This is a genomic window from Corallococcus macrosporus DSM 14697 (genome assembly GCF_002305895.1).
In the GTDB taxonomy this organism is placed as follows: Bacteria; Myxococcota; Myxococcia; order Myxococcales; family Myxococcaceae; genus Myxococcus; species Myxococcus macrosporus.
Window position 1 is genome coordinate 5916856 of sequence record NZ_CP022203.1, and the last position, 23546, is coordinate 5940401.

Sequence of the window (23546 nt, forward strand, 5' to 3'; positions counted from 1 at the left end):
AGCCGCCCATGGACCGAGTCACCGAAGCCACGAAGGATTGTTTCGACGCCGCCATCCAGCTCCGCGGCTCCGATGCCTCGGCGGTGCCCCCGCCGGAGACGCTGCACCACCGCCTGCGCGGCGTGGTGGACGAGACGCTGCGGCGCGCCGCCGTGCTGGGCTTCAGCCATCAGGACGCCCAGGACATGGCCTACGCGCTGGTGGCGCTCATCGACGAGGTCGTCCTGGGCCGGCCGGAGGAGTACCGGCAGCTCTGGATGCCCCTGCAGCTCCACTACTTCAATGAGAATGTCGCCGGTGACGGCTTCTTCGCGCGCCTCAACACCGTGCGCAAGGACCCGCACCGGCACGAGGTGCTGCAGGTCTACTACCTGTGCATGCTCTTCGGCTTCCAGGGCCGCTACCGCATCCGCGGCGGCGAGCTGGAGCTGATGACGCTCATCGACACGGTGCAGAAGGACCTGGAGCGCGCGCGGCCCTTCGACTTCGACGTGCTGTCACCGCACGGGGACCGGCCCACCGAGTCGCTGCTCTCCAAGCGCAAGAAGGCCTCCGCGGTGGGCATCTCCGCGGGCGCGCTCGCGGTGGCCGTCCTGTTCTACGGCGTGCTGCAGTTCTTCCTCAACGACAAGGTTGGTGAGCTCAGAAGCCGCATTGAAGTCCACGCGGCCCGCAACACCGCGACGAGCGCCAGCCAGACGCAGGCGGCCGGAGGGGCGCAGTGATGGGGTACCTGCTACCGCTGCTCGGCATCGGCGCGCCGATGTTCGCCCTGATGACGTACCTGGGTTTCACCATGCAGCAGGCGGCCATCATCGCCGCGCTCGCGGGCCTGCTGGCCATGGGCGTGGTGTGGCTCGTCAAACGCATCCGCGCGCGCGCCGCCGCCAAGAAGCTGGAGGGCGCGCTGGCGGCGCAGGCGGATGAGCAGGCCACCACCGTGCGGCCGGACCTGCAGCCTGAAATCAAGGCCATGCAGGGGGAGTTCACCAAGGCGGTGGAGGCCCTCAAGGCCTCCAAGCTGGCGCGCGGCGGCAAGGACGCGCTGGCGGTGCTGCCCTGGTACCTCATCGTCGGGCCGCCGGGCGCCGGCAAGAGCACCGCGCTGCGCAACTCCGGGCTGAAGTTCCCCTACCTCTCCGCGCGCGGCGGCGTGCGCGGCGTGGGCGGCACGCGCAACTGCGACTGGTGGCTGACCAACGAGGCCGTGCTGCTGGACACCGCGGGCCGCTACACCAGCGCGGAGGAGGACCGGCCGGAGTGGCTGGCCTTCCTGGACACGGTGGCCAAGCACCGCCCCAACCGGCCCATCAACGGGCTCATCGTGGCCATCAGCGTCAGCGAGCTCTTGAACGCGGACCCGCAGGCCGTGGGGGAGATGGGGCAGACCATCCGCGAGCGCCTGGATGAAATCACCACCCGGCTGAAGATGCTGGTGCCGGTGTACGTGATGATCACCAAGTGCGACCTGCTGCCCGGCTTCGTGGAGATGTTCTCGGATTTGTCGCGCGTGGAGCGCGGGCAGATCTGGGGCTTCACGGTGCCGCTGGAGCAGCAGCGCGAGGCGAGCACGGACCTGTTCCGCGAGCGCTTCGACGAGATGCTCTCCGTGCTGGAGCAGCGCTCGTTGCGCCGGCTGGGCCAGGAGCGCCGGCTGGAGACGCGCGAGAAGATCTACGGCTTCCCGCAGAAGTTCGACGCGCTCCGGAAGAACCTGGCGGAGTTCCTCCAGCCGCTCTTCCTGGAGAACGTGTTCCAGGACACGCCCGTCTTCCGCGGCCTGTACTTCAACAGCGGCACGCAGGAGCTGCGCCCGGTGGACAAGGTGTCCCCGTCCGCGGCGGAGATGTTCGGCAGCACCAACGGCCGGGCGCAGACGGACGGCGCCACGGACGGCCGCAGCTACTTCCTCTGGGACGTCTTCACCAAGGTGATGTTCCAGGACCAGCAGGTGGCGGTGCGCAGCTCGCTGGAGGAGGCGCGGGTGCGCCGCCAGCGGATGGTCCTGGCCAGCGCGGCCTTCGCGGCCACGGTGCTGCTGCTGTCGCTGCCCACGGTGTCCTTCTTCCAGAACCGCGGCATGGCGGAGGCCGTCACCGACGCCATCACCCGCGTGAACCTGGACCCGCGCGACGACATCCGCCGCGTCGAGGACCTGATTCCCCTGCGCAACCGGCTCCAGGAGCTGACCGAGTACGAGGAGGGCGGCGCGCCGGTGTTCATGCGCTTCGGCCTCTATCAGGGCCAGAAGCTGCTGCCGCAGGCGCGCCAGTTCTACAACGCGGCCCTGCGCCGGGTGCTGCTCGGCAAGCAGTTCGAGCTCATCCAGCAGCGGCTGGACAGCTTCGGGAAGAACCCGGACCTGCTGAAGGTGCGCAGCGACGAGGACTACAGCAAGCACTTCGACGCGTACCGGCAGTACTTCGACGACCTGAAGATGTACCTGCTGGTGACGACGCCCCGCGACCCGCGCGAGCCGGAGCTGGACGAGACGCAGCGCAAGTGGCTCCAGGACGAAATCGTCAAGCACTGGAAGCGCGTGCGGGGTGACTCGGTGGACGAGCGCGCCGTGGCGAACCACGCGGAGACGTTCCTGCTGATGCTCGCCAACGAGCAGATGCTCCCGGAGGAGCACAAGCCGGCGCGTGAGCAGCGCATCGCCTTCAGCCGCGTCACCGGCGTGGTGCAGTCGGCGCGCCGCTCGCTCAACAACGTGCCCCTGGTGCGGCTGGAGCTGGCGCAGCTCGTGGCCAACATGAGCGGCGCGTACCCGGACGTGACGCTGGAGCAGCTCGTGGGCTCGGTGCCGCAGATGAGCGCCGAGTCCCGGGTGCGGGGCGCCTTCACGCGCAAGGCCTACGACGACGTCATCCGCGAGCGGCTGGAGCTGGCCTTCCAGGACCAGCAGTCCTGGGTGCTGGACCGCGACGAGAAGGTGGACACGGCGAGCTCGCGCCGCGAGCTGCGCACGCGCTACTTCGAGGCGTACACCCAGGAGTGGAAGGACTTCCTCGGCTCCATCCGCGTGCAGGCCCCGGAGAACCTGACGCAGATGGAGAGCCTGCTGACGAACCTGACGCGCGGCAAGCCCAAGCCCTACGGGCGGCTGTTCCGCGCGCTCACCTACAACGTGGTGCTGGACAAGCGCGACACGAAGGCCGCGGAGGCGGAGACGGGCCTCCTGGCCAGGGCGGGGAAGCTGTTCGGCTCGGAGCCGGAGAAGGAGGCGGCGAAGAAGCGCGAGCTGCTCAACGCCAACTCTCCGTCGGGCGCCCAGGAGGTCACCGCGCGCGACGTGGAGCGCGAGTTCGCCTCGCTCATCCGCTTCGCCACGGAGACGTCCAAGACGGAGGACGGCGAGGAGTCCCTGACGGCGCTGGACTCATACGAGGACCAGCTCGCCACCGTCCAGACGACGCTGCTGGCGGTGAAGGACAAGCCGGCCGAGTCCGGCCTGCTGCTGGACAAGATCGAGACCACCCGCAACAACGTGGAGCTGATGGTCCGCAAGCAGACGGACAACGTCGCCATCTTCGAGCGGCTGCTGCTGCCCCCGTTCCAGGAGATGCGCTCGGTGGTGTTCGTGGGCGTGGCCTGCAACAAGAGCAAGCTGTGGAACGACCAGGTGGTGCTGGCGTGGAACCACGCCTTCAAGGGGAAGTACCCGTTCGACCGCGCGTCGCAGGCGGACGCGCCCCTGCCGGAGGTGGCGGAGTTCCTCCGGCCCGAGGGCGGCCTGGTGCGCAAGTTCGTCAAGGAGCAGCTCCTGGAGGACGTGGTGGCCACCGGGCGCCGGTGGGAGTTCACCTCGTCGGGCGGCGTCATGTACCGGCCCGACATGCTCAACTTCCTGGAGAAGACGGGCGCGCTGTCCACCACCCTCTTCCCCGGCGGCGACACGGTGGACCCGCTGGTCCGCTTCCAGGTGCGCCTGCGCCCGGGCGTCTCGGCGGACGGGATGGCGTCGCAGATTTCGTCCATCACCCTGACGCTCGACGGCACGGACGAGACGTACCGCAACGGCCCGGACACCGTGTGGAAGCCGATGATCTGGCCCGGCCAGGCCGGCAAGCTCGGCGCCCGCATCACCGTGCAGAGCGCGGATGGCTCCACGGAGACTTCGCTGGAGGCCGAGGGTGACTGGGGCCTTTTCCGCCTGCTGGAGCGCGTCAAGCGCATCGAGCCCAGCGCCGACGGCCGCTACTTCACGGCGACGTGGGAGATCGAGGAGATGAACGGCGCGCTGGTCTCCATCGACTTCCGCCCGGAGCGCACCGCGAACCCCTTCTTCGGGATGTCGGGCAACACGTCCAAGCTGCTGGCCATCTTCCGGGACCCGGGGTTGCAGCCGCCGGTGAGCATCGCGCGGAAGGGTGAGTGCGCGTCGCAGGCCGTCGCGGCGGATGGGGTTCGTTGACATGGCAGTGCAGTCGCCGCGCATCGGCCTGCTGGGGAAGACGCCCCGGCAGGCGGAGTTCATCCGCCACAACGCGGCCACCCCGCTGGCCCTCCAGCTCTACGGCTGGATGGAAGCGGGCGTGGAGCGTTCGCGAAGGTCCCGGGCGGAGCTGCCCGCCGAGCCCGTGTCCTTCGTCTTCACCGCGCCCGGTCAGAAGCAGGCGCTGGTGGGGCTGATGGCGCCCAGCCAGGACAGCGTGGGCCGGGCCTTCCCCCTGGCCGTCTTCACCGAGGTCTCCTCGGCGGAGACGGCCGCGCGCCTGGCGCTGACGCCCGAGGCCTACCAGCCCTTCCTGCGCGCCGCCGGTGCGCTGGCCCAGGCCGCGTCGGACTTGGAGGTGCCCCAGCTCCTGGAGCAGGTGGCGGCGCTCCCGCTGCCGGGCCCGGGGGACTACAGCCTCGCGAAGCGGCTGCGCGACACCGTGCTGGCGGACCACCACACCGTGGACCTGCTGGGCCCGGTGGTGGAGGGCGCCCCGGACGGAGGGCGCTACTATGCCCTGCACACCTTCCTCACCGCGTGCGCGAGCGAGCGCGGCAAGGAGCAGCTGCCCGCCGGCGTCACCCTCGACTGCGCGCTGTCCACGCGCGTGGGGCCGGTGGCGTGGCTGGAGCTGTCCGCGCGGCTACTCAAGTGGACGCAGCAGCCCCCGGCCTTCTTCTGGTCCGAGGGCGACAAGCCCCGGCTGCTCATCAGCCTGGGAGCGCCCTCCCCGGCCCTCTTCCTCGCCATGGCGCAGCCCAGCCGCCCGGGCGCGCAGGTGTGGCCGCTGCGCACCGAACGCCCGGCCGCCATCGACGTCGCCCGGAAGGGCCTCACGGCCTCCGCGCGCCAGGTCATCGACGCGCCGTCCACCACCCTGGAACAGCTATTGCAAACGCTGTCGCGCTGAAGCCCATGCCACCCACCCTGGAACAGCTTCGTGAACGTGCCCGTCCCTGGGCCGAGCCCGTGCCGGGAGCGTCCCCGGCCGGCGTGCAGGCGAAGCACGAGCCCGCCTACGAAGCCGTCGCGCTGGAGGTGGCGAAGCTGGAGTCGCCAGCCAGCAAAGCCGTGCGCTGGGATGACGTCGTCGAGGGCGCCAGCGACCTGCTGAAGCACACCACCAAGGACCTCTGGCTCGCCGCGTACCTGGCCTATGGCCTGTATGCCACGCGAGGCGTGGACGGCGCAGCCACCGGCGCGGCCGTGCTCGCCGAGGTGACGGAGCAGTACTGGGAGGGGCTCTTCCCGGAGGCGAAGCGGCTGCGCGGCCGGGCCAACGCCGTGGGCTGGTTCGTGGACCGGCTGGGCCGCATCCTGCCCACCGTGGAGCAGGCCTCCGTGAGCGCCGAGCCCCTGGATGCGCTGGCCACCGCGGTGAAGCGCCTCGCCCAGCTCTCACGCGAGCGGTTCTCGGACATGGCCCCCGCCTTCGGGCCGCTCCAGGACGCCATCGCCAGGCTCCGCGCGGGGCTCCCCGAGCCCGAGCCCGCCAGCGTCACGGCTGGACGCAGCGCGTCCCCGGAGGACGCGGATGGCTCGCGTCCCCCCGAGGCCGGGAATGCGTCGTCCCAGGACGCTGACGGCGCAGGAGCCCTGCGGCCGGATGCGGCACCAGACGACGCGGCCGCGTCCGCCACGGACCGCCGCGCCGCCGGGGACGCGGACAATGGCAGGCACGCCGCGGGGCCAGGCGCTGGCAATGACAGCGCGGAAAGCCATGGCAAGGCGCCCCAGGGCCCGGGCAATGCCAAGGCAAACGCGGCACACGGCCCCCGTGGCGCCTCGGGCAAAGGCAACGCCGCGCAGGGCGCCCCCGCCGAGAAGAACGCCCCCACGGCCCAGGGCACCGCCGCCTCGCAGAGCGCCCCCGCACGCGCCGCCGCCGTTGAAGTCCCGCCCCTCCCGGAGCTGCCGTCCACGCCGGACCTGTCCAGCGCGGAGGCGGTGACGGACTTCCTGCGCAACGTGGGCGGCGCGCTGCTGAACGCCTCGGACGCGCTGCGCCGGGTGAGCCCAGAGGACCCGCTCTCCTACCGCCTCAAGCGCATGGGCCTGTGGCTTCACCTGACCCAGCCGCCCGCCGCGGATGGCAACGGGCGGACGCTGATCCACCCGGTGCCGGAGCTGCTGCGCACCAAGCTGGAGACCCTGGAGCAGAACCAGCGCTGGGGCGACCTGCTGGATGAATGCGAGTCCGCGCTGGCCCGCCACCGCTTCACCCTGACGCTCCACCGCTACAGCGCCACCGCCTTGAAGGGCCTGGGCGGCGCCTACGCCGGAGCCCGCGGCGCGCTGGTGCAGGAGCTGGCCATCCAGCTCAGGCGGATGACGGGCGTGGAGACGCTCCTCTCCACCGTGGGCACCCCGCTCACGGACGACGCCACCCGGGACTGGCTGCGCGACGAGGTCCTCCGCGCGAGCGCGCCCCCACCGGCGGGCTCGGCCACCGCGCTGTCCACGGCCCTGGCACTTGCGCCCCTGGCGCTGGGGACGTCCGTCCAGGGCGACGGCGCGGCGCTGGAGGCCGAAGCCCGCACGTTGCTCGACGAGGGCCGCGTTCACGAAGCCGTCACCCGGCTGCAGGCCGCCGTCACCGCCGCCAGCACCGGCCGCGCGCGCTTCATCTCCCGGCTGGAGCTGGCGCGGCTGTGTGCCAATGCGGGCCAGTTGCCGCTCGCGCGCGCCGTCTATGATGCCTTGGACGAAGAGGTCTCCGCCCACGCGCTCGACACCTGGGAGCCGGCGCTCGCCGCCGCGTGCCTGGAAGGGTGGCTGCAAACCCGAACGCCCGCTGAAAAGGAGTCGGGCCCGGTGGCAGTGAAATTTCGAAACCGGTATCGTCGTCTAGCGTTGTTGGACTCTTCCGCCACGCTGCGCGTCGGCGCTTGAAGGCCCCCCGTCGTACCGCGGCGAAGCCCTCCCCCATGCGACGCCCGCGTCTTCTACGCAGTTTTCAAGGAGAAAGCCGCAGATGAGCAAAGAGAGTTCCGTCGCCCCGACCGAGCGCGTCAACATCGTCTACAAGCCCGCCACCGGCAATGCGCAGGAGCAGGTGGAGCTGCCGCTGAAGGTGCTGATGCTGGGTGACTTCACGGGGCAGGAAGACGCCCGTCCGCTGGAGCAGCGCGCGCCCATCAACGTGGACAAGGCCAACTTCAACGAGGTCATGGCCCAGCAGAACCTCAAGGTCACGCTGACCGCCGCCGACAAGCTCTCGGCCGACCCGGGCGCCACGATGAACGTGTCGCTCCAGTTCAAGAACCTGAATGACTTCTCGCCCGAGAGCGTCGTCAACCAGGTGCCGGAGCTGAAGAAGCTGCTCGAGCTGCGCAGCGCGCTCAACGCCCTCAAGGGGCCCCTGGGCAACCTGCCGGCGTTCCGCAAGAAGCTCCAGGCCCTGCTCGCCGACGAGGACGGCCGCAAGGCGCTCATCAAGGAACTGGGTCTGACCGAAGAGACCAAGTAGCCCTTTCCGGGGGAACCGAATCACCATGGCCAACGAGACCCAGACCCAGAAGTCCACGGGCGTCGCCAATGACGCCTCGCTGTCCCTGCTCGACGAAATCCTGTCCGAGGCCAAGCTGAAGCCGAAGGACGAGGGTTACGACGTCGCCAAGCGCGGCGTGCAGGCCTTCATCACGGAGATGCTGGCGCCCAACCGCGCCGAGGAGCGCGTGGACAAGGCGCTCGTCGACGCGATGATCGCCGAAATCGACAAGCGGCTGTCCGCCCAGGTCAACGAAATCCTCCACGCGCAGGAGTTCCAGAAGCTGGAGTCCTCGTGGCGCTCGCTGAAGTTCATGGTGGACCGCACCGACTTCCGCGAGAACACCCGCGTGGAGATGCTCAACGTCTCCAAGGACGACCTCCAGAAGGACTTCGAGGACGCGCCGGAGGTCACCAAGAGCGGCCTGTACAAGCTGGTGTACTCCAACGAGTACGGCGTCTTCGGCGGCAAGCCCTACGGCATCATCTCCGCCAACTACGACTTCAACGTGGGCCCGCAGGACATGGAGCTCTTGCGCAAGTGCGCCTCCGTGGCCGCCATGGCGCACGCGCCCTTCATCGGCAACGCCGCGCCGGAGGTGTTCGGCGAGGAGAGCTTCCTCAAGCTGCCCGACCTGAAGGACCTCAAGTCCCTCTTCGAGGGTCCGCAGTACGCCCGCTGGCACTCCTTCCGCGAGAGCGAGGACGCGCGCTACGTGGGCCTGGCGCTGCCGCGCTTCCTGCTGCGCCTGCCCTACGGTGAGAAGACGGTGCCGGTGAAGGCCTTCAACTTCACCGAGGACGTCGTGGGCCACCACGAGCGCTACCTGTGGGGTCACGCCTCCGTGGCCCTCACCAGCCGCGTGGCGGACTCGTTCGCCAAGTTCCGCTGGAGCCCGAACATCATCGGGCCCCAGTCCGGCGGCGCGGTGGAGAACCTGCCGCTGCACCAGTACGAGGCCATGGGGGAGATCCAGACCAAGATTCCCACCGAGGTCATGCTCACCGAGCGGCGCGAGTTCGAGCTCTCCGAGGAGGGCTTCATCGGGCTCGTGTTCCGCAAGGACTCCGACAACGCGGCCTTCTTCAGCGCCAACTCCACGCAGAAGCCCAAGTTCTTCGGCAACACGCCCGAGGGCAAGGCGGCGGAGACCAACTACCGCCTGGGCACGCAGCTTCCCTACATGTTCATCATGACCCGCCTGGCGCACTACATCAAAGTGCTCCAGCGCGAGCAGATTGGAAGCTGGAAGGAGAAGTCCGACCTGGAGCGCGAGCTCAACCACTGGCTCAGCCAGTACATCTCCGACATGGACGACCCCGCGCCCGCCGTGCGCTCGCGCCGCCCCCTGCGCGCCGCGCGCGTGGTGGTGGAGGACGTGGACGGTCAGCCGGGCTGGTACCGCTGCAGCCTGCAGGTGCGCCCCCACTTCAAGTACATGGGCGCGTCGTTCACCCTGTCGCTCGTCGGCAAGTTGGACAAGGAGTAGAGCCCGTTTCACCCAGCGTCGGTCGTTTCAGCTAGTTTAGGGGCTCCAACAAGCCCGGGCTCACGGTGAGCCCGGGTCCACCAGCGCGCGGACGCGCGCAAAGCGAAGAGGTTGAAGTCATGGCTGAATCAGTACACCTGTACCTGAAGGCGAACGGGACGGACATCAAGGGCGACAGCACGCAGACCAGCCTGGGCCGCGCTGACTCCATCGAGTGCGTGGCCTACAGCCAGAAGGTCTTCACCGCTCGCGAGGCCGGCTCCGGTCTGGCGACGGGCCGCCGCCAGTACGAGGGCATCGAAATCACCAAGCGCATCGACAAGGCGTCGCCGCTGCTGATGAAGGCCCTGTGCGAGAACCAGGTCATCGACGCGACCTTCAAGTTCTTCCGTCCCAACCCGACGGGCGACGGCACCACCGAGCAGTTCTACACGGTGTCCGTCAAGAAGGCGCGCATCAACGCCATCCAGCAGACGGTGCCGAACTCCTTCGTCCCCGCGAGCACCAACCTGCCCCCGATGGAGACCGTCCAGCTGGTGTTCCACACCATCAACTGGACCATCACCAACGGCGGCGTCACGCACGAGGACACCTGGGACACCCAGCGTTGATGTCCTTCCCTCCACCGGCCGTCCGCGCAGCGGGCAACGCGGGCGGCCGGGGGTTGGGATACCCTGTTGCTGAAGAGAACCCATGGGCTCCCGAGGCTTGTTGTCGCGCATCGCTGAAGGCAACGGCACGCTCGCCCCACCTGGCGACGTCGTTGAATCCATCGCCGAGCACCTGCGCAGCCTGCTCAACACACGCAAGGGGGAGTCCGTGGCGTCGCCGGGCTACGGCATCCTGGACCTGAACGACGTCGTCCACTCCTACCCGTCGGCGATACCGCGGATGACGCAGTCCATCCGGCAGGCCATCCAGGAGTTCGAGCCGCGCCTGAAGAGCGTGGTGGTGAATTACAACGCGGATCCGGTGGACCCGACGGCGCTGCGCTTCGACATCACCGCCCAGTTGGCCACCCGGGACCGGCGCGGCATGGTGCGCTTCCACACCCAGGTGCATCCAGGCGGGCGCGTGGACCTGTGGTGAGCCGGTGAATCCAGGGGTGCGTGGCGGAGGGCGAGGATGTTCAGCAAGTATTACCTGAGCGAGCTGTCGTACCTGCGGGAGATGGGGCGCGCCTTCGGGCTGGCCAACCCCTCCGTCGCGGGCCTGTTGGTGGAGCGCGGCGCGGACCCGGACGTGGAGCGGCTGCTGGAGGGCTTCGCGTTCCTGGCGGCCCGCATCCGCGAGCGCGTGGACGACGACGTGCCGGAGCTGGTGCACGGCCTCACCGAGCTGCTGCTGCCGCACTACCTGCGGCCCCTGCCCGCCTCCACCATCATCGAGTTCACCCCCCACCTGCGCGCGCTGCGCGGCCGCTCGCGGCTGCCGGCGGGGGCGGAGGTGGCGTCCCAGCCCATTGACGGCACGAGCTGCGTCTTCCGCACCACCACGGACGTGGACCTGCTGCCGGTGCAGCTCACCGACGCGCTCCTGGACCGCTCGTCCATCACCGCGCCGGTGCTGCGGCTCTTCTTCCAGACGACGGAGCAGGGCCGCGCGGAGGTGCTGCGCGAGCAGGGCCTGCGCCTGTTCATCCACGCCGACCTGTCCGCCGCGTCGGTGGTGCTCCTGTGGCTGTTGCGCTACTGCCGTCAGGTGCGCGTGCGCGGCGTGGCCGCGCAAGGTGAAGGCATCAAGCTGGCGGCGAACGCCATCCAGCCGGTGGGCTTCCACCGCGACTTCAAGCTGCTGCCCTGGCCCCGCGCCAGCGAGGGCTACCGGCACCTCCAGGAGTACCTGACGCTGCCAGAGAAGTTCCTCTTCTTCGAGGTGCGGGGCCTGGACGCCGCCGCCGGGCTGAAGGAGGACCGCTTCGAGCTCGCCTTCCACCTGGAGCGTCCGCCGCCCCTGGACGCGCGCATCCACCGGGAGATGTTCCGGCTGCACTGCGCGCCGGTGGTGAACCTCTTCAGCGTGCCGGCGGACCCCGTCCTCCACCGCGCGCTGGACCGCGAGCACCTGCTGCGCGCGTCCGACCTGCCGCCCAACCACGCGGAGATCTACTCGGTGGACACGGTGACGGGCCTGAAGGCGGGGCGCAACGAGCGCCGCGTCTACCGGCCCTTCTACGAGTTCACGCACACGGCGGGCGGGGACGCGGAGCAGGCCTTCTACCGGCTGCGCCGGGCGCCCTCGCCGCTGGACGAAGGCATCGACACGTACATCACCCTGGAGACGCCGCGGAACGTCGCGCCGGACGTCGCCGGGGAGGAGGCGCTGTCCATGGACCTGACGTGCACCAACCGCTCGCTGCCCTCGCGGCTGCAGGTGGGGGACCTGACGGCCTCCACGTCCGCCAGTCCCACGCAGGCGAAGTTCAAGAACATCTCCCCCGTGAGCCGGCCGGCGCGCGCGCCGCTGGGCTCCGAGCTGCACTGGCGGCTGCTGTCGCACCTGGCCATCAACCAGCACTCGCTGGCGGACGCGGCCGCGCTGCGGCGGCTGATGGACCTGTACAACTTCCACTCGCTCACCGACAACCTGGCGGCGCGCGCCAGCCGCCTGCGCATCAACGCCATCCGCGCGGTGGAGACGAAGCCGGTGACGCGCTTCCTGGAGGGCGCGCCGCTGCGGGGCCACCGCACGCGGGTGGACCTGGACGAAGAGAACTTCATGGGCGTGGGGGACTCGTTCCTCTTCGGCTGCGTGCTGGAGGAACTGCTCGCCTCCCACGTCACCATCAACTCCTTCAACGAGCTGAGCATCCGGCTTCACCCCTCGCAGACGGAGTTCGCGTGGCTTCCGAGGAACGGCACCCAGACGCTCTTGTAGAGACGGCCCAGAAGCTGGCCGGGCTGGCGCCGCGGGTGGGTTTCTTCCCGCTGGTGGCGTTCCTGGAGCGGCTGACGTCGCAGGCCACCCGCGTGGGCGGCGCGGGGCCCGTCAACGAGGAGATGATTCGCTTCCGGCATGACCCGTCCCTGGGCTTCTCCTCCGGGGACGTCACGTCGGTGACGCTGCACCAGGTGCCGGTGCGGGCGGAGGACCCGTACTCGAAGCGGCCGCTCTTCGAGGTGGTGACGCGCTTCCTGGGCCTGACGGGCGCGGTGAGCCCCCTGCCGCACTTCATGGCGGAGGAGGTCGCGCAGGAGGACCCGGACCACCCGGTGCGGCGCGAGTTCCTGGACCTCTTCCACCACCGGCTGCTGTCGCTGCTGTACCGCATTGAATCGAAGTACCGCGTCACCAGCGAGACGGACACGTCCTTCTCGGACCAGTGGTCCCGGCGCCTGCTGGCGCTGGGGGGCTTCGACACCTACGAGCGGCCCCTGGAAGGGACGCTGCCCACCTGGCGCCTGCTGCGCATCGCCCCGCTGCTGGCCAGCCGGGCCAGGACGTCCGAGCAACTGGAGGTCGCGCTCGAGGACGTGCTGGGCGAGGACCTGGAGGGCGCGCGCGTGTCGGTGCGCCAGTTCGTGGGGCGCTGGGTGGACATCGACGCCCGGGCGCGGCTGGGCCACTCCAACCACCAGCTCGGCCGCAACATGCTGCTGGGGGGCCGGGCCTTCGACAGGACGGGGAAGATTCAAATCCACATCCGGCCGCTGCCGCCGCGCGCCTACAAGCGGCTGATGCAGGAGGGGGACCTGCTGCCCCTGGTGCGGGAGGTGGTGGCGCTCTTCGTGAGGGACCCCCTGGAGTACGATTTGGAGCTGGGGCTCACCGAGGGCGTGCAGCACCAGTTCCGGCTCTCCAGCAAGGAGCCGAGCCAGCTCGGGCGGGACACCTGGCTGGGCCTGAGCCAGCAGACGCAACTGAGCGTCCCCGTGGTGAAATGAAACGCCAGAGCCGGTATACCGTCCACCTTCGCTGTCACTCTTGGGGGCTCCCATTCGCGTCGATCCGAAAGCGCTCGTCCGTCGCCTGACGCCCACCTCTACCCGTCTGCTCGAGGCCGCCGTGGCCCGGGCAAGCGCGGGACGGTTCTATGAAATCGTCCCGGAGCACCTGCTGGTGCAGATGCTGGAGCCTGAGGACTCGGACGTCGCGCGCATCCTCCAGCAGTTCGGCGTGGACCGCCGCCAGCTCCTGGCCAGCATGGAGCGCGCCCTCCAGGGCCTGCGCGCGGGCAACGCCGGCCGCCCCGTCTTCTCCGAGACGCTGTTCCAGTGGTTCGAGGAGGCGTGGCTGCTGGCCTCCGTGGAGCAGGGCGCCACGCGGCTGCGCTCGGGCCTGCTCTTCACGCAGTTCGTCAGCCGGCGCTCGCGCTACACCGCGGAGCTGTTCCCGGAGCTGGACGCCATCCGCCGCGACGAGCTGTTGGAATCGCTGGACGTGGTGCTGCGGCCGTCGCCGGAGAACGTGGAGGTCGCCACCGCGGACGCCGCCGCCAGTGGCGCCGCGGGCGGCGTGGCCGGCAGCCGCGGGGACGAGGCCCTCAAGCGCTTCGCCACGTCCTTCACCGGCCGGGTGCGCGAGGGGAAGATCGACCCCATCTTCGGCCGGCACCGTGAAATCCGGCAGATGGTGGACATCCTCTCCCGCCGCCGGAAGAACAACCCCATCCTGGTGGGCGAGCCCGGCGTGGGCAAGACGGCGCTCGTGGAGGGCCTGGCCTGGGCCATTGTCCGGGGCGAGGTGCCCGACGCGCTGAAGAACGTGGAGCTGCTGGGGCTGGACCTGGGCCTGCTCCAGGCGGGCGCGGGCGTGCGCGGCGAGTTCGAGAACCGCCTCAAGGCCGTCATCGCCGAGGTGAAGGCCTCCCCCACCCCCATCATCCTGTTCATCGACGAGGCGCACACCATCATCGGCGCGGGCGGCTCGCAGGGCGGCACGGACGCGTCCAACCTGCTCAAGCCGGCGCTGGCGCGCGGCGAGCTGCGCACGCTCGCGGCCACCACCTGGGCCGAGTACAAGAAGTACTTCGAGAAGGACGCCGCGCTGGAGCGGCGCTTCCAGCCGGTGAAGGTGGAGGAGCCTGGCGTGGAGGACGCGGAGCTGATGCTGCGCGGCCTGCGGCCCACCTACGAGGCGGCCCACGGCGTCATCATCCGCGACGAGGCCGTCACCGCCGCGGTGCACCTGTCCAGCCGCTACATCTCCGGCCGGCAGCTCCCGGACAAGGCGGTGGACCTGCTCGACACGTCCGCGGCCCGGGTGAAGATTGAGCTGTCCACCCGGCCCGAGGAGCTGGTGCAGTTGGACCAGGAGATTTCGGCGCTGGAGCGCGAGCGCGACGCGCGCAAGCGCGACCTGGCGGAGAGCACGGGCGGCACGGATGCCCAGGCCACGCTGGAGGAGGTGGAGGCGAAGCTGAGCGCCACGGTGGACAGCCGCGCCGCGCTGCACGCGCGCTGGGAGACCGAGCGCACCGCGGTGGCGGCGCTGCTGGAGGCGCGCAAGGCCCTGCGCGAGGCGCCCGCGGACACGGACACCGCGCCCCTGAAGGCGGCGGTGGACGAAGCGGCGGCGAAGCTGGCCGCCACGCGCGGCGAGGTGCCGCTGGTGCACGCGGACGTGGACGCGGACATCGTCGCGCGCGTCGTCGCGGGCTGGACGGGCGTGCCCGTGGGGAAGATGCGCAGCGACCTGCTCGAGTCCGTGCTCAACCTGGAGGACAAGCTCCGGGGCCGGGTGCGCGGCCAGGAGGCGGCGCTGACGAAGGTGGCGGAGATCATCCGCATCTCCCAGGCGGGCATCCGCAACCCGGACACGCCCATTGGCGTCATGCTCTTCGTGGGCCCCAGCGGCGTGGGCAAGACGGAGACGGCGCTGGCGCTGGCGGACGCGCTGTACGGCGGCGAGCGCTTCATGACGACGCTCAACATGAGCGAGTTCCAGGAGAAGCACACGGTGAGCCGGCTCATCGGCTCGCCGCCGGGCTACGTGGGCTATGGCGAGGGCGGCCTGCTGACGGAGGCGGTGCGGCAGCGGCCCTACTCCGTCGTGCTGCTGGACGAGTGCGAGAAGGCCGACCTGGAGGTGATGAACCTCTTCTACCAGGTGTTCGACAAGGGCTCGCTGACGGACGGCGAGGGCCGCGCGGTGGACTTCAAGAACACCGTGCTCATCCTCACCAGCAACCTGGGCTCGGACCTGGTGATGCGGATGTTCGAGGACGGCGCGCAGCCCACCTCCGAGGAGGTGCTGTCGGTGATTCGCCCCACGCTCAGCCAGCACTTCAAGCCGGCGCTGCTGGCGCGCATGACGGTGGTGCCCTTCGGCCCGGTGCAGCGCGACGTGATGCGCCAGATCGCGGAGATGAAGCTGGCCAAGCTGGTGGGCCGGCTGCGCGAGGCGCACAACGTGGAGACCACGCTGGCGCCGGAGCTGCTGGACGAGCTGGCGCGCCGGTGCACCGAGTCGGAGATGGGGGCGCGCAACATGGAGCAGATCCTCCAGGGCTCGCTGATGCCGGCGCTGTCCCGCGAGCTGTTGCAGCACCTGGTGGGCGGCGCGGTGCCCCCGAAGCTGCACGTGGCCCTGACCGAGACAGGCGACTGGGACCTCCGGTTCGCCGAGGCCTGAGAGAACCCATGAAACGAACGCTTCAGGCCTCCGCCGTCGCGCTGTCCCTGCTGGCCGGCTGCGCCACCGTGCCCAAGCCGTCCATGTGCTTCGCCGAGGCGGGGCCCAACGCGCGCTCCTTCCCCACGCCGGACACCTGGTTCGCGCTGCTGCTGCATGGCTACGACAAGGACTCCGGCGCCAACCCACGCCCCACCGTGGACTGCGCCGGCGCCCCGGTGTGGTGGCAGGACCCGGCCGCGGACGAGTGCGTGGAGGCCGGCCCGGACGCCCAGCCCCTGCCTCCGGCGGAGAAGCTCTCCGAGGAGGACCTCGTCCTGGAGACGCTCCAGGCCGGACAGCGGCTCGTGTGGGTGCAGACGCGGCGCTTCACCAACGGCGAGGCCCTGGGCCCGGTGGCCCTGGTGGAGACCACCGAGCAGGGCTTCCGCGTGGAGGCCCTGGGCTCGCTGCGCGCCATGGCGAAGAACACGAAGCTGCGGCTGGAGAAGGTGCGCGGCACGCACATCCTGGTGGCGGAGGGCGACGCCTGCACCACCGGGGATGAGGAGGTCTGCCGCCGGCACGCGCGCATCATGCCGCTGCGCACCAACCGCTTCTTCAGCGAGTCCGTCTCCAACGCGAACCGCGCGTGCCTGGGGGCCGCGTGGTTCCCGCTGTCGCGCGAGCTGACGTTCGAGCTGCCCAACGGCCTGCGCCGCAGGTTCGAGCTGACGTCCACCCTCACCTTCGCGGAGGAGGGCATCAGCGTGCAGGAGCAGGTGCAGGTGAGCGACTCGGACCCGGCGCAGCCGGACGTGGCCCCGCGCCTCTACCGCCGCGCCCAGGACACGCGCTCGCTGGAGCTGGCCGACAACGCCCTGGTGGGCAACAAGGCGTCACTGTGGTCCCGCATGGTGGAGCAGCAGGTGCGCATCGGCGCCCGCCCGGTGCCAGAGCCGCCCATCTGGGCCCTGCCCCCGAAGAAGGCGCCCTCGGAGGCCCCCGCCTCGGAGGCCGCCAGCAAGCCGAAGGCCCCTCCCGCGACCTCCAGCGGCCCGTAAATCCAGGAACGTCAGGGCCCCGCCCGCGGCCCCCGTGAACCTTCGGTTTTCCGAAGTGCTCACGGGGGCTTTTCCTATTTGCGGCAAATGCGTCACGACGACAGAGATAGGGGCGTGGGCCCATGGTGGGCCCCGGAAGGAGCGTCCTGGATGCGAGTCGAAATCCGAGCCCGGAACATCCCCCTCACAGAGACCCTTCGAACCTACACCGAGCGCCGCGTGCGCTTCGCCCTGGACCGGCTGTCCGACAGGGTGAGGGACGTGGTCGTCCGGCTGGAGGATGCCAACGGCCCCAAGGGGGGCGTGGACCAGGTGTGCCGCGTGGCGCTCCGGCTGGAGCACGGGCGGGAGCTGGCCATCGAGTCCTCGGATACGAACCTGCTGGCGGCCATCGACCGGACGTTGGAGCGCGCCAGCAACGCCGTCACCCGCGCGGTGGGGCGCGCGCAGCGGCAGGACGGCGCCCGGCTGCGTGACGCGGCCTGGCAGCCCGACGAGGCCGCCGGCCTGACATGATGTGACGCGGGCACGGCCGCCCACCCCGGGCGGCCGCCGCCTGTTCGAAGCAGGAGGAAGCACATGGAGGGCGGTGCCAGCGCGTTCGCGAGGTTGAAGGCCGCCTGGGGACGCGCCCGTGAGCGGTGGTGGGTGCGGTGGGGCGTGGACCTGGTGGTGTTCGCCCTGCTGCTCTCAGCGGTGGCGGCGTGGCAGGCCCGGAACCTTCCTGGCGCGGGAACGCCGGCCCCCGACTTCAGCTATCAGACGCTGGCGGGCGACACCGTGCGGCTGGACTCGCTCCGAGGCAAGCCGGTGGTGCTGGCCTTCTGGGCCCCCTGGTGCGGCGTCTGCGGCGCGGAGTCCTCCAACCTCTCCCAGTTGCGCAGGCTCGCCGGGGACTCCGCGCACGTGGTGTCCGTCGCGGTGGCCTACGACGACGAGGAGGCGGTGCGCCGCTTCGTCCGGGAGCACGCGGTGGACTACCCGGTGCTCCTCGGGGACGACGCCATCCAGTCCGCCTTCCGCGTCAACACCTTCCCCACCGTGTTCTTCCTGTCCAAGGAGGGCCGCGTGGAGCGCGCGGCGGTGGGCTACACCACCCTGGCCGGCCTGTCCTGGCGGCTGTTGTTGTAGCCCTGGCTCACGCCGCGCCTAATTAGAGGCGGATGAGCTGCACGTCATCCATGTGGATGAAGTTGGCGGAGTTGCCCGCCGTGGCGCGGGTGTGGAAGCCCAGCTCCAGGTAGCCGCCCGTGACGCTGATGGCCGGCGTCTCCACCAGCGTCCAGTTGCCGTAGTTGCCCAGGTTGGTGAAGACGGGCGCGCACTCGCCGCACGTCTTGGCCTGGAGGCGCGCGACGTCGAAGGCCCCGCTCTTCCGCACCCACGCACGGACCCGGTAGTTGCCCGACGGCAGGCCGGACTTCGGCTGGTAGGTCCACACCTCGAAGGGGGTGTTGTTGGTCCAGTGCGTCAGGTGGTAGGCGCCCGTGCGGGCTCCGCCGTGCGTCTCGCTGAAGTCCGCGGCCTCCGTGCCGTTGGGGCTCCAGGTGGCCCAGCCCGTCATGCCATTTTCAAAGCTGGGGTTGGTGAGCGCCGTGGGCGTCGTGGTGCCCCGGTCGTACCAGCGCACCCACTCCACCTCCATCGTCTTCGTCTGCCCCCAGGGCAGCCCAATCTGGTCCGGGTGCGGGTGGCCGTACCAGTTCCCGCCCAGGGCGAGGTTGAGGAGGATGTAGTGGTTCTGCTGGAAGGCCGGCTCGTTGTGGTTGAAGACGTTGCCCTGAATCTGCCCGTCCAGGCGGAAGATCATCTGGTTCGCCGTCCACTCCACCTCGTAGGTGTGGAAGGCGTCCGCGACGCTGTAGCCGCGGTTGGCGCCGGTGCCCCAGCTCTGCTGCGCGCCATTGGCGAAATAGTGCGCGGCGGACTTCATCCACGAGGCCTCGTTGGCGTGCCACTCGAGGATGTCGATTTCACCGCTCCGGGGCCAACCGACGTTGGAGATGTTGGCGCCCAGCGTCCAGAACGCGGGCCACATGCCCCAGCCGGAGGGGACCTTGATGCTGGCCACCAGCTTGCCGTAGCGGCGCTCCACCTTGCCCTTCGAGTGGATGCGGCCCGAGTAGTACGAGCGCGGCCCATACCCCGTGCAGCGCGAGTCCATGGGCGCGTCCGACGTCCGCTGCGCGGTGAGGATGAGCTTGCCGCCCGCGACGGTGACGTTCTGCGCGCGGGGGTACTCCAGCTCGCCCGTGCCGAAGTTGCAGTTGCCGGTGACGGGGTCGAAGTTGCTCGTCAGCACCGTCCAGTGGGCGCCGTTGAGGCTGCTGCCGTTGAAGTCGTCCTGCCACGCCAGGTTCCAGCCCGCGCCCGGGTCATAGGCCCGCTCCCCCTGCTCCTGACTCACCAGGGGAACGGCTCCCGGCTCGGCGGACTCGGACTCGGGAGAACAGCCACCCAGCAACGTCAGGCTGCTCGCGACCACCAGCATCGAACGCAACGCGGCTCGTCTGTGCATGTCTCACTCCAGGGGGGTTCCCCCTGGGACATAGCCGCCCCCTCCCTCACGTCAAACGGATTTCACTGAAATATAAGATTTTCAAGAATTCACGCCTAGATGGAGTAGTCCCCCAGGAAGACGGTGGCGCTCCGGACGTCGGCGTGGACGGAGTCGCCCTCCGCCACGCCCAGCGCGTCGAACTCGGAGCGAGGCACCTCCACCGTGACTTCGTCCCCACTGGGGAGCCGGAGGAACACCTTCACGTAGCCGCCAATGGGCTTGAGCCGCTCGACGCGCCCGGTGGCCGTGGACGCGCTCGCCGCGCCGGCCAGCGCCTTCTCCAGCTTGATGTCATGGGGGCGGACAAAGGCCTGCACCGGCTCGCCCTCGCGCGCGGCGGCGGGCGCGGCCATGGACAGCGCGCCCATGGCCGCCCTTCCCGCCTGGACGTGGCCGCGCAGCACGCTGGCGCCGCCGATGAACGAGGCGACGAAGGGAGACGCGGGCCTGTCGTAGATGTCCGCCGGCGAGCCCGCCTGCGCCACGCGCCCTTCCCCCAGCACCACCACGTGCTGGGAAACCTCCAGGGCCTCCTGCTGGTCGTGCGTCACCAGCAGCGTCGTCAACCGCGTGCGCGCATGCAGGTCATGGAGCCACTCCCGCAGCTCCTCGCGAACCCGCGTGTCCAGCGCGCCAAAGGGCTCGTCCAGCAGCAGCACGCGGGGCTGGATGGCCAGGGCGCGTGCGAACGCCACGCGCTGCCGCTGCCCACCGGAGAGCTGCCCGGGATGGCGGCCGCCCAGGTGCTCCAGTTGCACCATGCGGAGCATCTCGTCCACGCGGGCCTCGCGCGCGGCCCTGGGCATGCGGCGTATCTCCAGCCCGAAGGCCACGTTCTGCCGCACCGTGAGGTGCTTGAAGAGCGCGTAGCTCTGGAAGACGACGCCCACGCCGCGCTGCTGCACGGGCATGTGGGTACAGTCCACGCCGTCGATGAGGACCCGGCCTTCGTCGGGAACCTCCAACCCCGCGATGAGCCGCAGCAGCGTGGACTTGCCGGCGCCGGAGGGCCCCAGCAGCGAGGTGATGGCGCCCGCGGGCGCCTGGAAGGACACCCCGGAGACGGCGGGGCTTCCGCCTGGACTGAACCGGCGGGCGAGCTGCTCGACGACGATGCTCATGACGGCTGACTCCTCCACTCCACGAACTTCTTCACCACCAACGTCACGAGCGCGAGCAGCGTCAGCAGCGACGCCACCGCGAACGCGCCGGCCAGGTCGTACTCGTTGTAGAGAATCTCCGCGTGCAGCGGCAGCGTGGTCGTCACGCCGCGCACGTGGCCGGACACCACGGACACGGCGCCGAACTCGCCCATCGCGCGGGCGTTGCACAGGATGACGCCGTACAACACGCCCCACTTCACCTTCGGCAACGTGACGCGCAGGAAGGTGCGCCAGCCGCTCGCGCCCAGCGTCAACGCCGCCTCCTCCTCGTCACTGCCCTGGGCCTCCATCACCGGCAGCACCTCGCGCGCGACGAAGGGGAAGGTGACGAACACCGTGGCCAGGACGATGCCGGGCACGGCGAAGATGACGCGCACGTCATGCTCCAGCAGCCACGGCCCCAGCCACCCCTGCCGGCCGAAGAGCAGCACGAAGATGAGGCCCGCGATGACGGGAGACACGCTGAAGGGCAGGTCGATGAGCGTCATCAACAACGAGCGCCCCCGGAACTGGAACCGCGCGATGAGCCACGACGCCGCCAACCCGAAGACGAGGTTGAAGGGCACGGCGATGGCCGCGGCCAGCAGCGTCAGCCGCATGGCCGCCAGCGACGCCGGGTGCGTCAGCGCGGCGACATAGGCCTCCCAGCCCTTCTGGAAGGCGAAGGTGAAGACGGCCACCAGTGGGACGATGAGGAAGACGCCCAGCAGCAACACCGCCGCGCCAATGAGGCCCCAGCGGACGAACGCCGGGCCGCTCAGCCCGCGCGCACGCCGGCGCACGACCAGGGTGGATGGAGGCATGGCGCTCACGCTCCCGGACGGGCTTCCAGCCGGCGTTGGCTCCAGCGATGGAGCAGGTTGACGGCCAGCAACAACGAGAACGACGACCCCAGCATGACGATGGCGATGGCCGTCGCGCCCGCGTAGTCGTACTGCTCCAGCCGGGTGATGATGAGCAGCGGCACAATCTCCGTGCGCAGCGGCATGTTGCCGGAGATGAAGACCACGGAGCCGTACTCTCCCAGGGCCCGCGCGAAGGCGAGCGTGAAGCCGCTGAGCAGCGCCGGGAAGAGCGCGGGGAGGAGGACGCGCCGGAACGTCTGCCACGGCGACGCGCCCAGCGTGGCCGCGGCCTCCTCCACGTCCACGTCGATTTCCTCCAGCACGGGTTGCACGGTGCGCACCACGAAGGGCAGCCCGATGAACGTCAGCGCGATGGCCACGCCCACGGACGTGTAGGCCACCTTGATGCCCAGCGCCTCCAGGTGCTGGCCGTACCAGCCCTTCGCGGAGAACAGCGTCGTGAGCGTGAGGCCCGCCACGGCGGTGGGCAGCGCGAAGGGCAGGTCCACCAGGGACTCCAGCACGTCACGGCCGGGGAAGCGGTAGCGCACCAGCACCCAGGCCACCAGCAGGCCGAAGACGACGTTGGCCAGGGCCGCGGCCAGCGACGCCCCGAAGCTGAGCCGGTACGCGGCCAGCGCGCGCGGCGTCGTCACGGTGCCCCAGAACTCCTCCCAGCTCAGCGAGAAGGTCCGAAGGAAGAGGCTGGTGAGCGGGATGAGGACGATGAGGCCCAGGGAGAACCAGCTGAAGCCCAGCGACAGCCGGAACCCCGGGAGCACCCGGTGGCGAGAAGAGCGTGACATGGCTGGGGCCTCAGTCCGCGCGAGGCGCGTAGATGCGGTCGAAGACGCCACCGTCGGCGAAGTGCGTGGCCTGCGCCCGCCGCCAGTCGCCCGCGACCTCCGCCAGGGTGAGGCGCTTCAGGGCGGGGAAGCGGGCCGCGTGCTTCGCGGCCACCGTCTCCGAGCGCGGCCGGAAGTGATGCCGCGCGGCAATCTCCTGGCCCTCCTCCGAATAGAGGTACGCCAGGTATGCCTCCGCCGCGGCGCGCGTGCCCTTGCGGTCCACGTTGTGGTCCACCACCGCGACGGGCGGCTCGGCGAGGATGCTCACCGAGGGCATGACGACTTCGAACCGGGCCTCCTCCACCTCGCGGGTGAGGAGGAAGGCCTCGTTCTCCCACGCGAGGAGCACGTCCCCCAGGCCACGCTCCGCGAAGGTGGTGGTGGCGCCTCGCGCGCCCGAGTCGAGCACGGGCACGTTGCGGAACAGCTTCTCCATGTACGCCTGGGCCCGCGCCTCGCTGCCGCCCTCGCGGCGGAGCGCCTGTCCCCACGCGGCCAGGTAGTTCCACCGCGCGCCGCCCGAGGTCTTCGGGTTCGGGGTGATGACGGTGACGTCCTCGCGCACCAGGTCATCCCAGTCGCGGATGGCCTTCGGGTTGCCCTGGCGCACCACGAAGACGATGGTGGACGTGTACGGCGCGCTGTCGTGGGGCAGCCGTGCCTGCCAGTCCGCCGGGACGAGCCGCGCCTTCTCGTGCAGCATGTCCACGTCGTACGCGAGCGCCAGCGTCACCACGTCCGCCCGAAGCCCTTCGATGACGGACCGGGCCTGCTTGCCGGAGCCGCCGTGGGACTGCTGGATGGACACCCGCTGGCCGTGGGTGTCCGCCCAGCGCTTCGCGAAGGCGGCGTTGAGGTCCTCGTAGAGCCCCCGCGTGGGGTCATACGAGACGTTGAGCAGCGTCAGCGCTCCGTCGGATGACGCCTCACCGGAGGCGCGCGAACAGCCCGCCACGGACAGCAGCAGGGCCAACGGCATCCAGTTCCTGGCGCGCAACAGCGCGTGACCTTCCATGCGGGACCTCGGGGTGAAACAGGGGGCCACGCGAGAAAGTCAAAAGCCCACTCCCTCGCGGGCAGTGGGCTTTCCGGAA

The 23546-nt window shown here is 70.2% G+C and carries 19 protein-coding genes; 14 read left to right on the forward strand and 5 right to left on the reverse strand.

The window, feature by feature from the left end:
- Window positions 1-8 precede the first annotated feature (8 nt).
- From MYMAC_RS23695 to MYMAC_RS23760, 14 genes are all read left to right on the forward strand, one after another.
- Window positions 9-725 carry a DotU family type IV/VI secretion system protein gene (locus tag MYMAC_RS23695; protein ID WP_013941366.1) on the forward strand — a complete coding sequence of 239 codons (717 nt, stop codon included), beginning with the start codon at window positions 9-11 and terminating at the stop codon, window positions 723-725.
- Window positions 725-4417 carry a type VI secretion system membrane subunit TssM gene (gene tssM / locus MYMAC_RS23700; RefSeq protein WP_013941367.1) on the forward strand — a complete coding sequence of 1231 codons (3693 nt, stop codon included), beginning with the start codon at window positions 725-727 and terminating at the stop codon, window positions 4415-4417. The genes MYMAC_RS23695 and tssM overlap by 1 nt, the downstream gene beginning before the upstream one ends.
- Before the next feature lies 1 nt (window position 4418).
- Window positions 4419-5351, forward strand: a complete 933-nt coding sequence (gene tagF, locus MYMAC_RS23705) for a type VI secretion system-associated protein TagF (RefSeq protein WP_095961667.1) — start codon at window positions 4419-4421, stop codon at window positions 5349-5351.
- Window positions 5352-5356: 5 nt separating this feature from the next.
- Complete coding sequence (gene tssA, locus MYMAC_RS23710; protein WP_095959739.1) at window positions 5357-7333, forward strand: type VI secretion system protein TssA; 1977 nt, start codon at window positions 5357-5359, stop codon at window positions 7331-7333.
- 82 nt (window positions 7334-7415) lie between these two features.
- Entirely contained in the window at window positions 7416-7910 is a 495-nt protein-coding gene (gene tssB, locus MYMAC_RS23715; protein ID WP_013941370.1) for a type VI secretion system contractile sheath small subunit, read from the forward strand.
- 25 nt (window positions 7911-7935) lie between these two features.
- Window positions 7936-9420 (forward strand): type VI secretion system contractile sheath large subunit, encoded by a 1485-nt coding sequence (tssC, locus tag MYMAC_RS23720; RefSeq protein ID WP_013941371.1) that lies wholly within the window; start codon window positions 7936-7938, stop codon window positions 9418-9420.
- A 119-nt stretch (window positions 9421-9539) separates the two neighbouring features.
- Window positions 9540-10031 carry a type VI secretion system tube protein TssD gene (gene tssD / locus MYMAC_RS23725; RefSeq protein ID WP_013941372.1) on the forward strand — a complete coding sequence of 164 codons (492 nt, stop codon included), beginning with the start codon at window positions 9540-9542 and terminating at the stop codon, window positions 10029-10031.
- 82 nt (window positions 10032-10113) lie between these two features.
- Window positions 10114-10509, forward strand: coding sequence for a type VI secretion system baseplate subunit TssE (tssE, locus tag MYMAC_RS23730; RefSeq protein ID WP_013941373.1), 396 nt, complete (start codon window positions 10114-10116; stop codon window positions 10507-10509).
- Window positions 10510-10545: 36 nt separating this feature from the next.
- On the forward strand, window positions 10546-12297 hold the full coding sequence (gene tssF, locus MYMAC_RS23735; RefSeq protein WP_013941374.1) for a type VI secretion system baseplate subunit TssF: 1752 nt from the start codon (window positions 10546-10548) through the stop codon (window positions 12295-12297).
- On the forward strand, window positions 12261-13304 hold the full coding sequence (tssG, locus tag MYMAC_RS23740) for a type VI secretion system baseplate subunit TssG (RefSeq protein ID WP_204816922.1): 1044 nt from the start codon (window positions 12261-12263) through the stop codon (window positions 13302-13304). The genes tssF and tssG overlap by 37 nt, the downstream gene beginning before the upstream one ends.
- A 40-nt stretch (window positions 13305-13344) precedes the next feature.
- Window positions 13345-15993, forward strand: coding sequence for a type VI secretion system ATPase TssH (gene tssH / locus MYMAC_RS23745; protein ID WP_095959741.1), 2649 nt, complete (start codon window positions 13345-13347; stop codon window positions 15991-15993).
- An 8-nt stretch (window positions 15994-16001) separates the two neighbouring features.
- Complete coding sequence (locus tag MYMAC_RS23750) at window positions 16002-17036, forward strand: hypothetical protein (protein ID WP_095959742.1); 1035 nt, start codon at window positions 16002-16004, stop codon at window positions 17034-17036.
- Between the two features lie 150 nt (window positions 17037-17186).
- On the forward strand, window positions 17187-17552 hold the full coding sequence (locus tag MYMAC_RS23755; RefSeq protein ID WP_013941378.1) for an HPF/RaiA family ribosome-associated protein: 366 nt from the start codon (window positions 17187-17189) through the stop codon (window positions 17550-17552).
- A gap of 63 nt (window positions 17553-17615) precedes the next feature.
- Window positions 17616-18167: a peroxiredoxin family protein gene (locus MYMAC_RS23760; protein WP_095959743.1), complete on the forward strand. Its 552-nt coding sequence runs from the start codon at window positions 17616-17618 to the stop codon at window positions 18165-18167.
- Between the two features lie 22 nt (window positions 18168-18189).
- Here MYMAC_RS23760 and MYMAC_RS23765 read toward each other — a convergent pair whose 3' ends face one another.
- From MYMAC_RS23765 to MYMAC_RS23785, 5 genes are all read right to left on the reverse strand, one after another.
- Entirely contained in the window at window positions 18190-19554 is a 1365-nt protein-coding gene (locus MYMAC_RS23765) for a glycoside hydrolase family 16 protein (protein WP_095959744.1), read from the reverse strand.
- A 95-nt stretch (window positions 19555-19649) separates the two neighbouring features.
- Complete coding sequence (locus MYMAC_RS23770) at window positions 19650-20717, reverse strand: sulfate/molybdate ABC transporter ATP-binding protein (RefSeq protein ID WP_095959745.1); 1068 nt, start codon at window positions 20715-20717, stop codon at window positions 19650-19652.
- Complete coding sequence (gene cysW / locus MYMAC_RS23775; RefSeq protein ID WP_043713548.1) at window positions 20714-21562, reverse strand: sulfate ABC transporter permease subunit CysW; 849 nt, start codon at window positions 21560-21562, stop codon at window positions 20714-20716. The genes MYMAC_RS23770 and cysW overlap by 4 nt, the downstream gene beginning before the upstream one ends.
- A 5-nt stretch (window positions 21563-21567) precedes the next feature.
- The gene (gene cysT, locus MYMAC_RS23780; protein ID WP_095959746.1) at window positions 21568-22410 is read right to left on the reverse strand and encodes a sulfate ABC transporter permease subunit CysT; all 843 of its coding nucleotides are present in this window, start codon (window positions 22408-22410) and stop codon (window positions 21568-21570) included.
- A gap of 10 nt (window positions 22411-22420) precedes the next feature.
- Complete coding sequence (locus MYMAC_RS23785) at window positions 22421-23431, reverse strand: sulfate ABC transporter substrate-binding protein (RefSeq protein WP_095959747.1); 1011 nt, start codon at window positions 23429-23431, stop codon at window positions 22421-22423.
- Window positions 23432-23546 lie beyond the last annotated feature (115 nt).

Bases quoted from the DNA above. Each gene is read 5' to 3' on its own strand.
- MYMAC_RS23770 (WP_095959745.1), bottom strand. From the start codon at position 20,717: ATGAGCATCGTCGTCGAGCAGCTCGCCCGCCGGTTCAGTCCAGGCGGA.
- tssA (WP_095959739.1), top strand. From the start codon at position 5,357: ATGCCACCCACCCTGGAACAGCTTCGTGAACGTGCCCGTCCCTGGGCC.
- MYMAC_RS23785 (WP_095959747.1), bottom strand. From the start codon at position 23,431: ATGCCGTTGGCCCTGCTGCTGTCCGTGGCGGGCTGTTCGCGCGCCTCC.
- MYMAC_RS23695 (WP_013941366.1), top strand. From the start codon at position 9: ATGGACCGAGTCACCGAAGCCACGAAGGATTGTTTCGACGCCGCCATC.
- MYMAC_RS23750 (WP_095959742.1), top strand. From the start codon at position 16,002: ATGAAACGAACGCTTCAGGCCTCCGCCGTCGCGCTGTCCCTGCTGGCC.
- tssE (WP_013941373.1), top strand. From the start codon at position 10,114: ATGGGCTCCCGAGGCTTGTTGTCGCGCATCGCTGAAGGCAACGGCACG.
- tssB (WP_013941370.1), top strand. From the start codon at position 7,416: ATGAGCAAAGAGAGTTCCGTCGCCCCGACCGAGCGCGTCAACATCGTC.
- MYMAC_RS23765 (WP_095959744.1), bottom strand. From the start codon at position 19,554: ATGCACAGACGAGCCGCGTTGCGTTCGATGCTGGTGGTCGCGAGCAGC.
- MYMAC_RS23755 (WP_013941378.1), top strand. From the start codon at position 17,187: ATGCGAGTCGAAATCCGAGCCCGGAACATCCCCCTCACAGAGACCCTT.
- MYMAC_RS23760 (WP_095959743.1), top strand. From the start codon at position 17,616: ATGGAGGGCGGTGCCAGCGCGTTCGCGAGGTTGAAGGCCGCCTGGGGA.
- cysW (WP_043713548.1), bottom strand. From the start codon at position 21,562: ATGCCTCCATCCACCCTGGTCGTGCGCCGGCGTGCGCGCGGGCTGAGC.
- tagF (WP_095961667.1), top strand. From the start codon at position 4,419: ATGGCAGTGCAGTCGCCGCGCATCGGCCTGCTGGGGAAGACGCCCCGG.
- tssF (WP_013941374.1), top strand. From the start codon at position 10,546: ATGTTCAGCAAGTATTACCTGAGCGAGCTGTCGTACCTGCGGGAGATG.
- tssM (WP_013941367.1), top strand. From the start codon at position 725: ATGGGGTACCTGCTACCGCTGCTCGGCATCGGCGCGCCGATGTTCGCC.
- cysT (WP_095959746.1), bottom strand. From the start codon at position 22,410: ATGTCACGCTCTTCTCGCCACCGGGTGCTCCCGGGGTTCCGGCTGTCG.
- tssC (WP_013941371.1), top strand. From the start codon at position 7,936: ATGGCCAACGAGACCCAGACCCAGAAGTCCACGGGCGTCGCCAATGAC.
- tssD (WP_013941372.1), top strand. From the start codon at position 9,540: ATGGCTGAATCAGTACACCTGTACCTGAAGGCGAACGGGACGGACATC.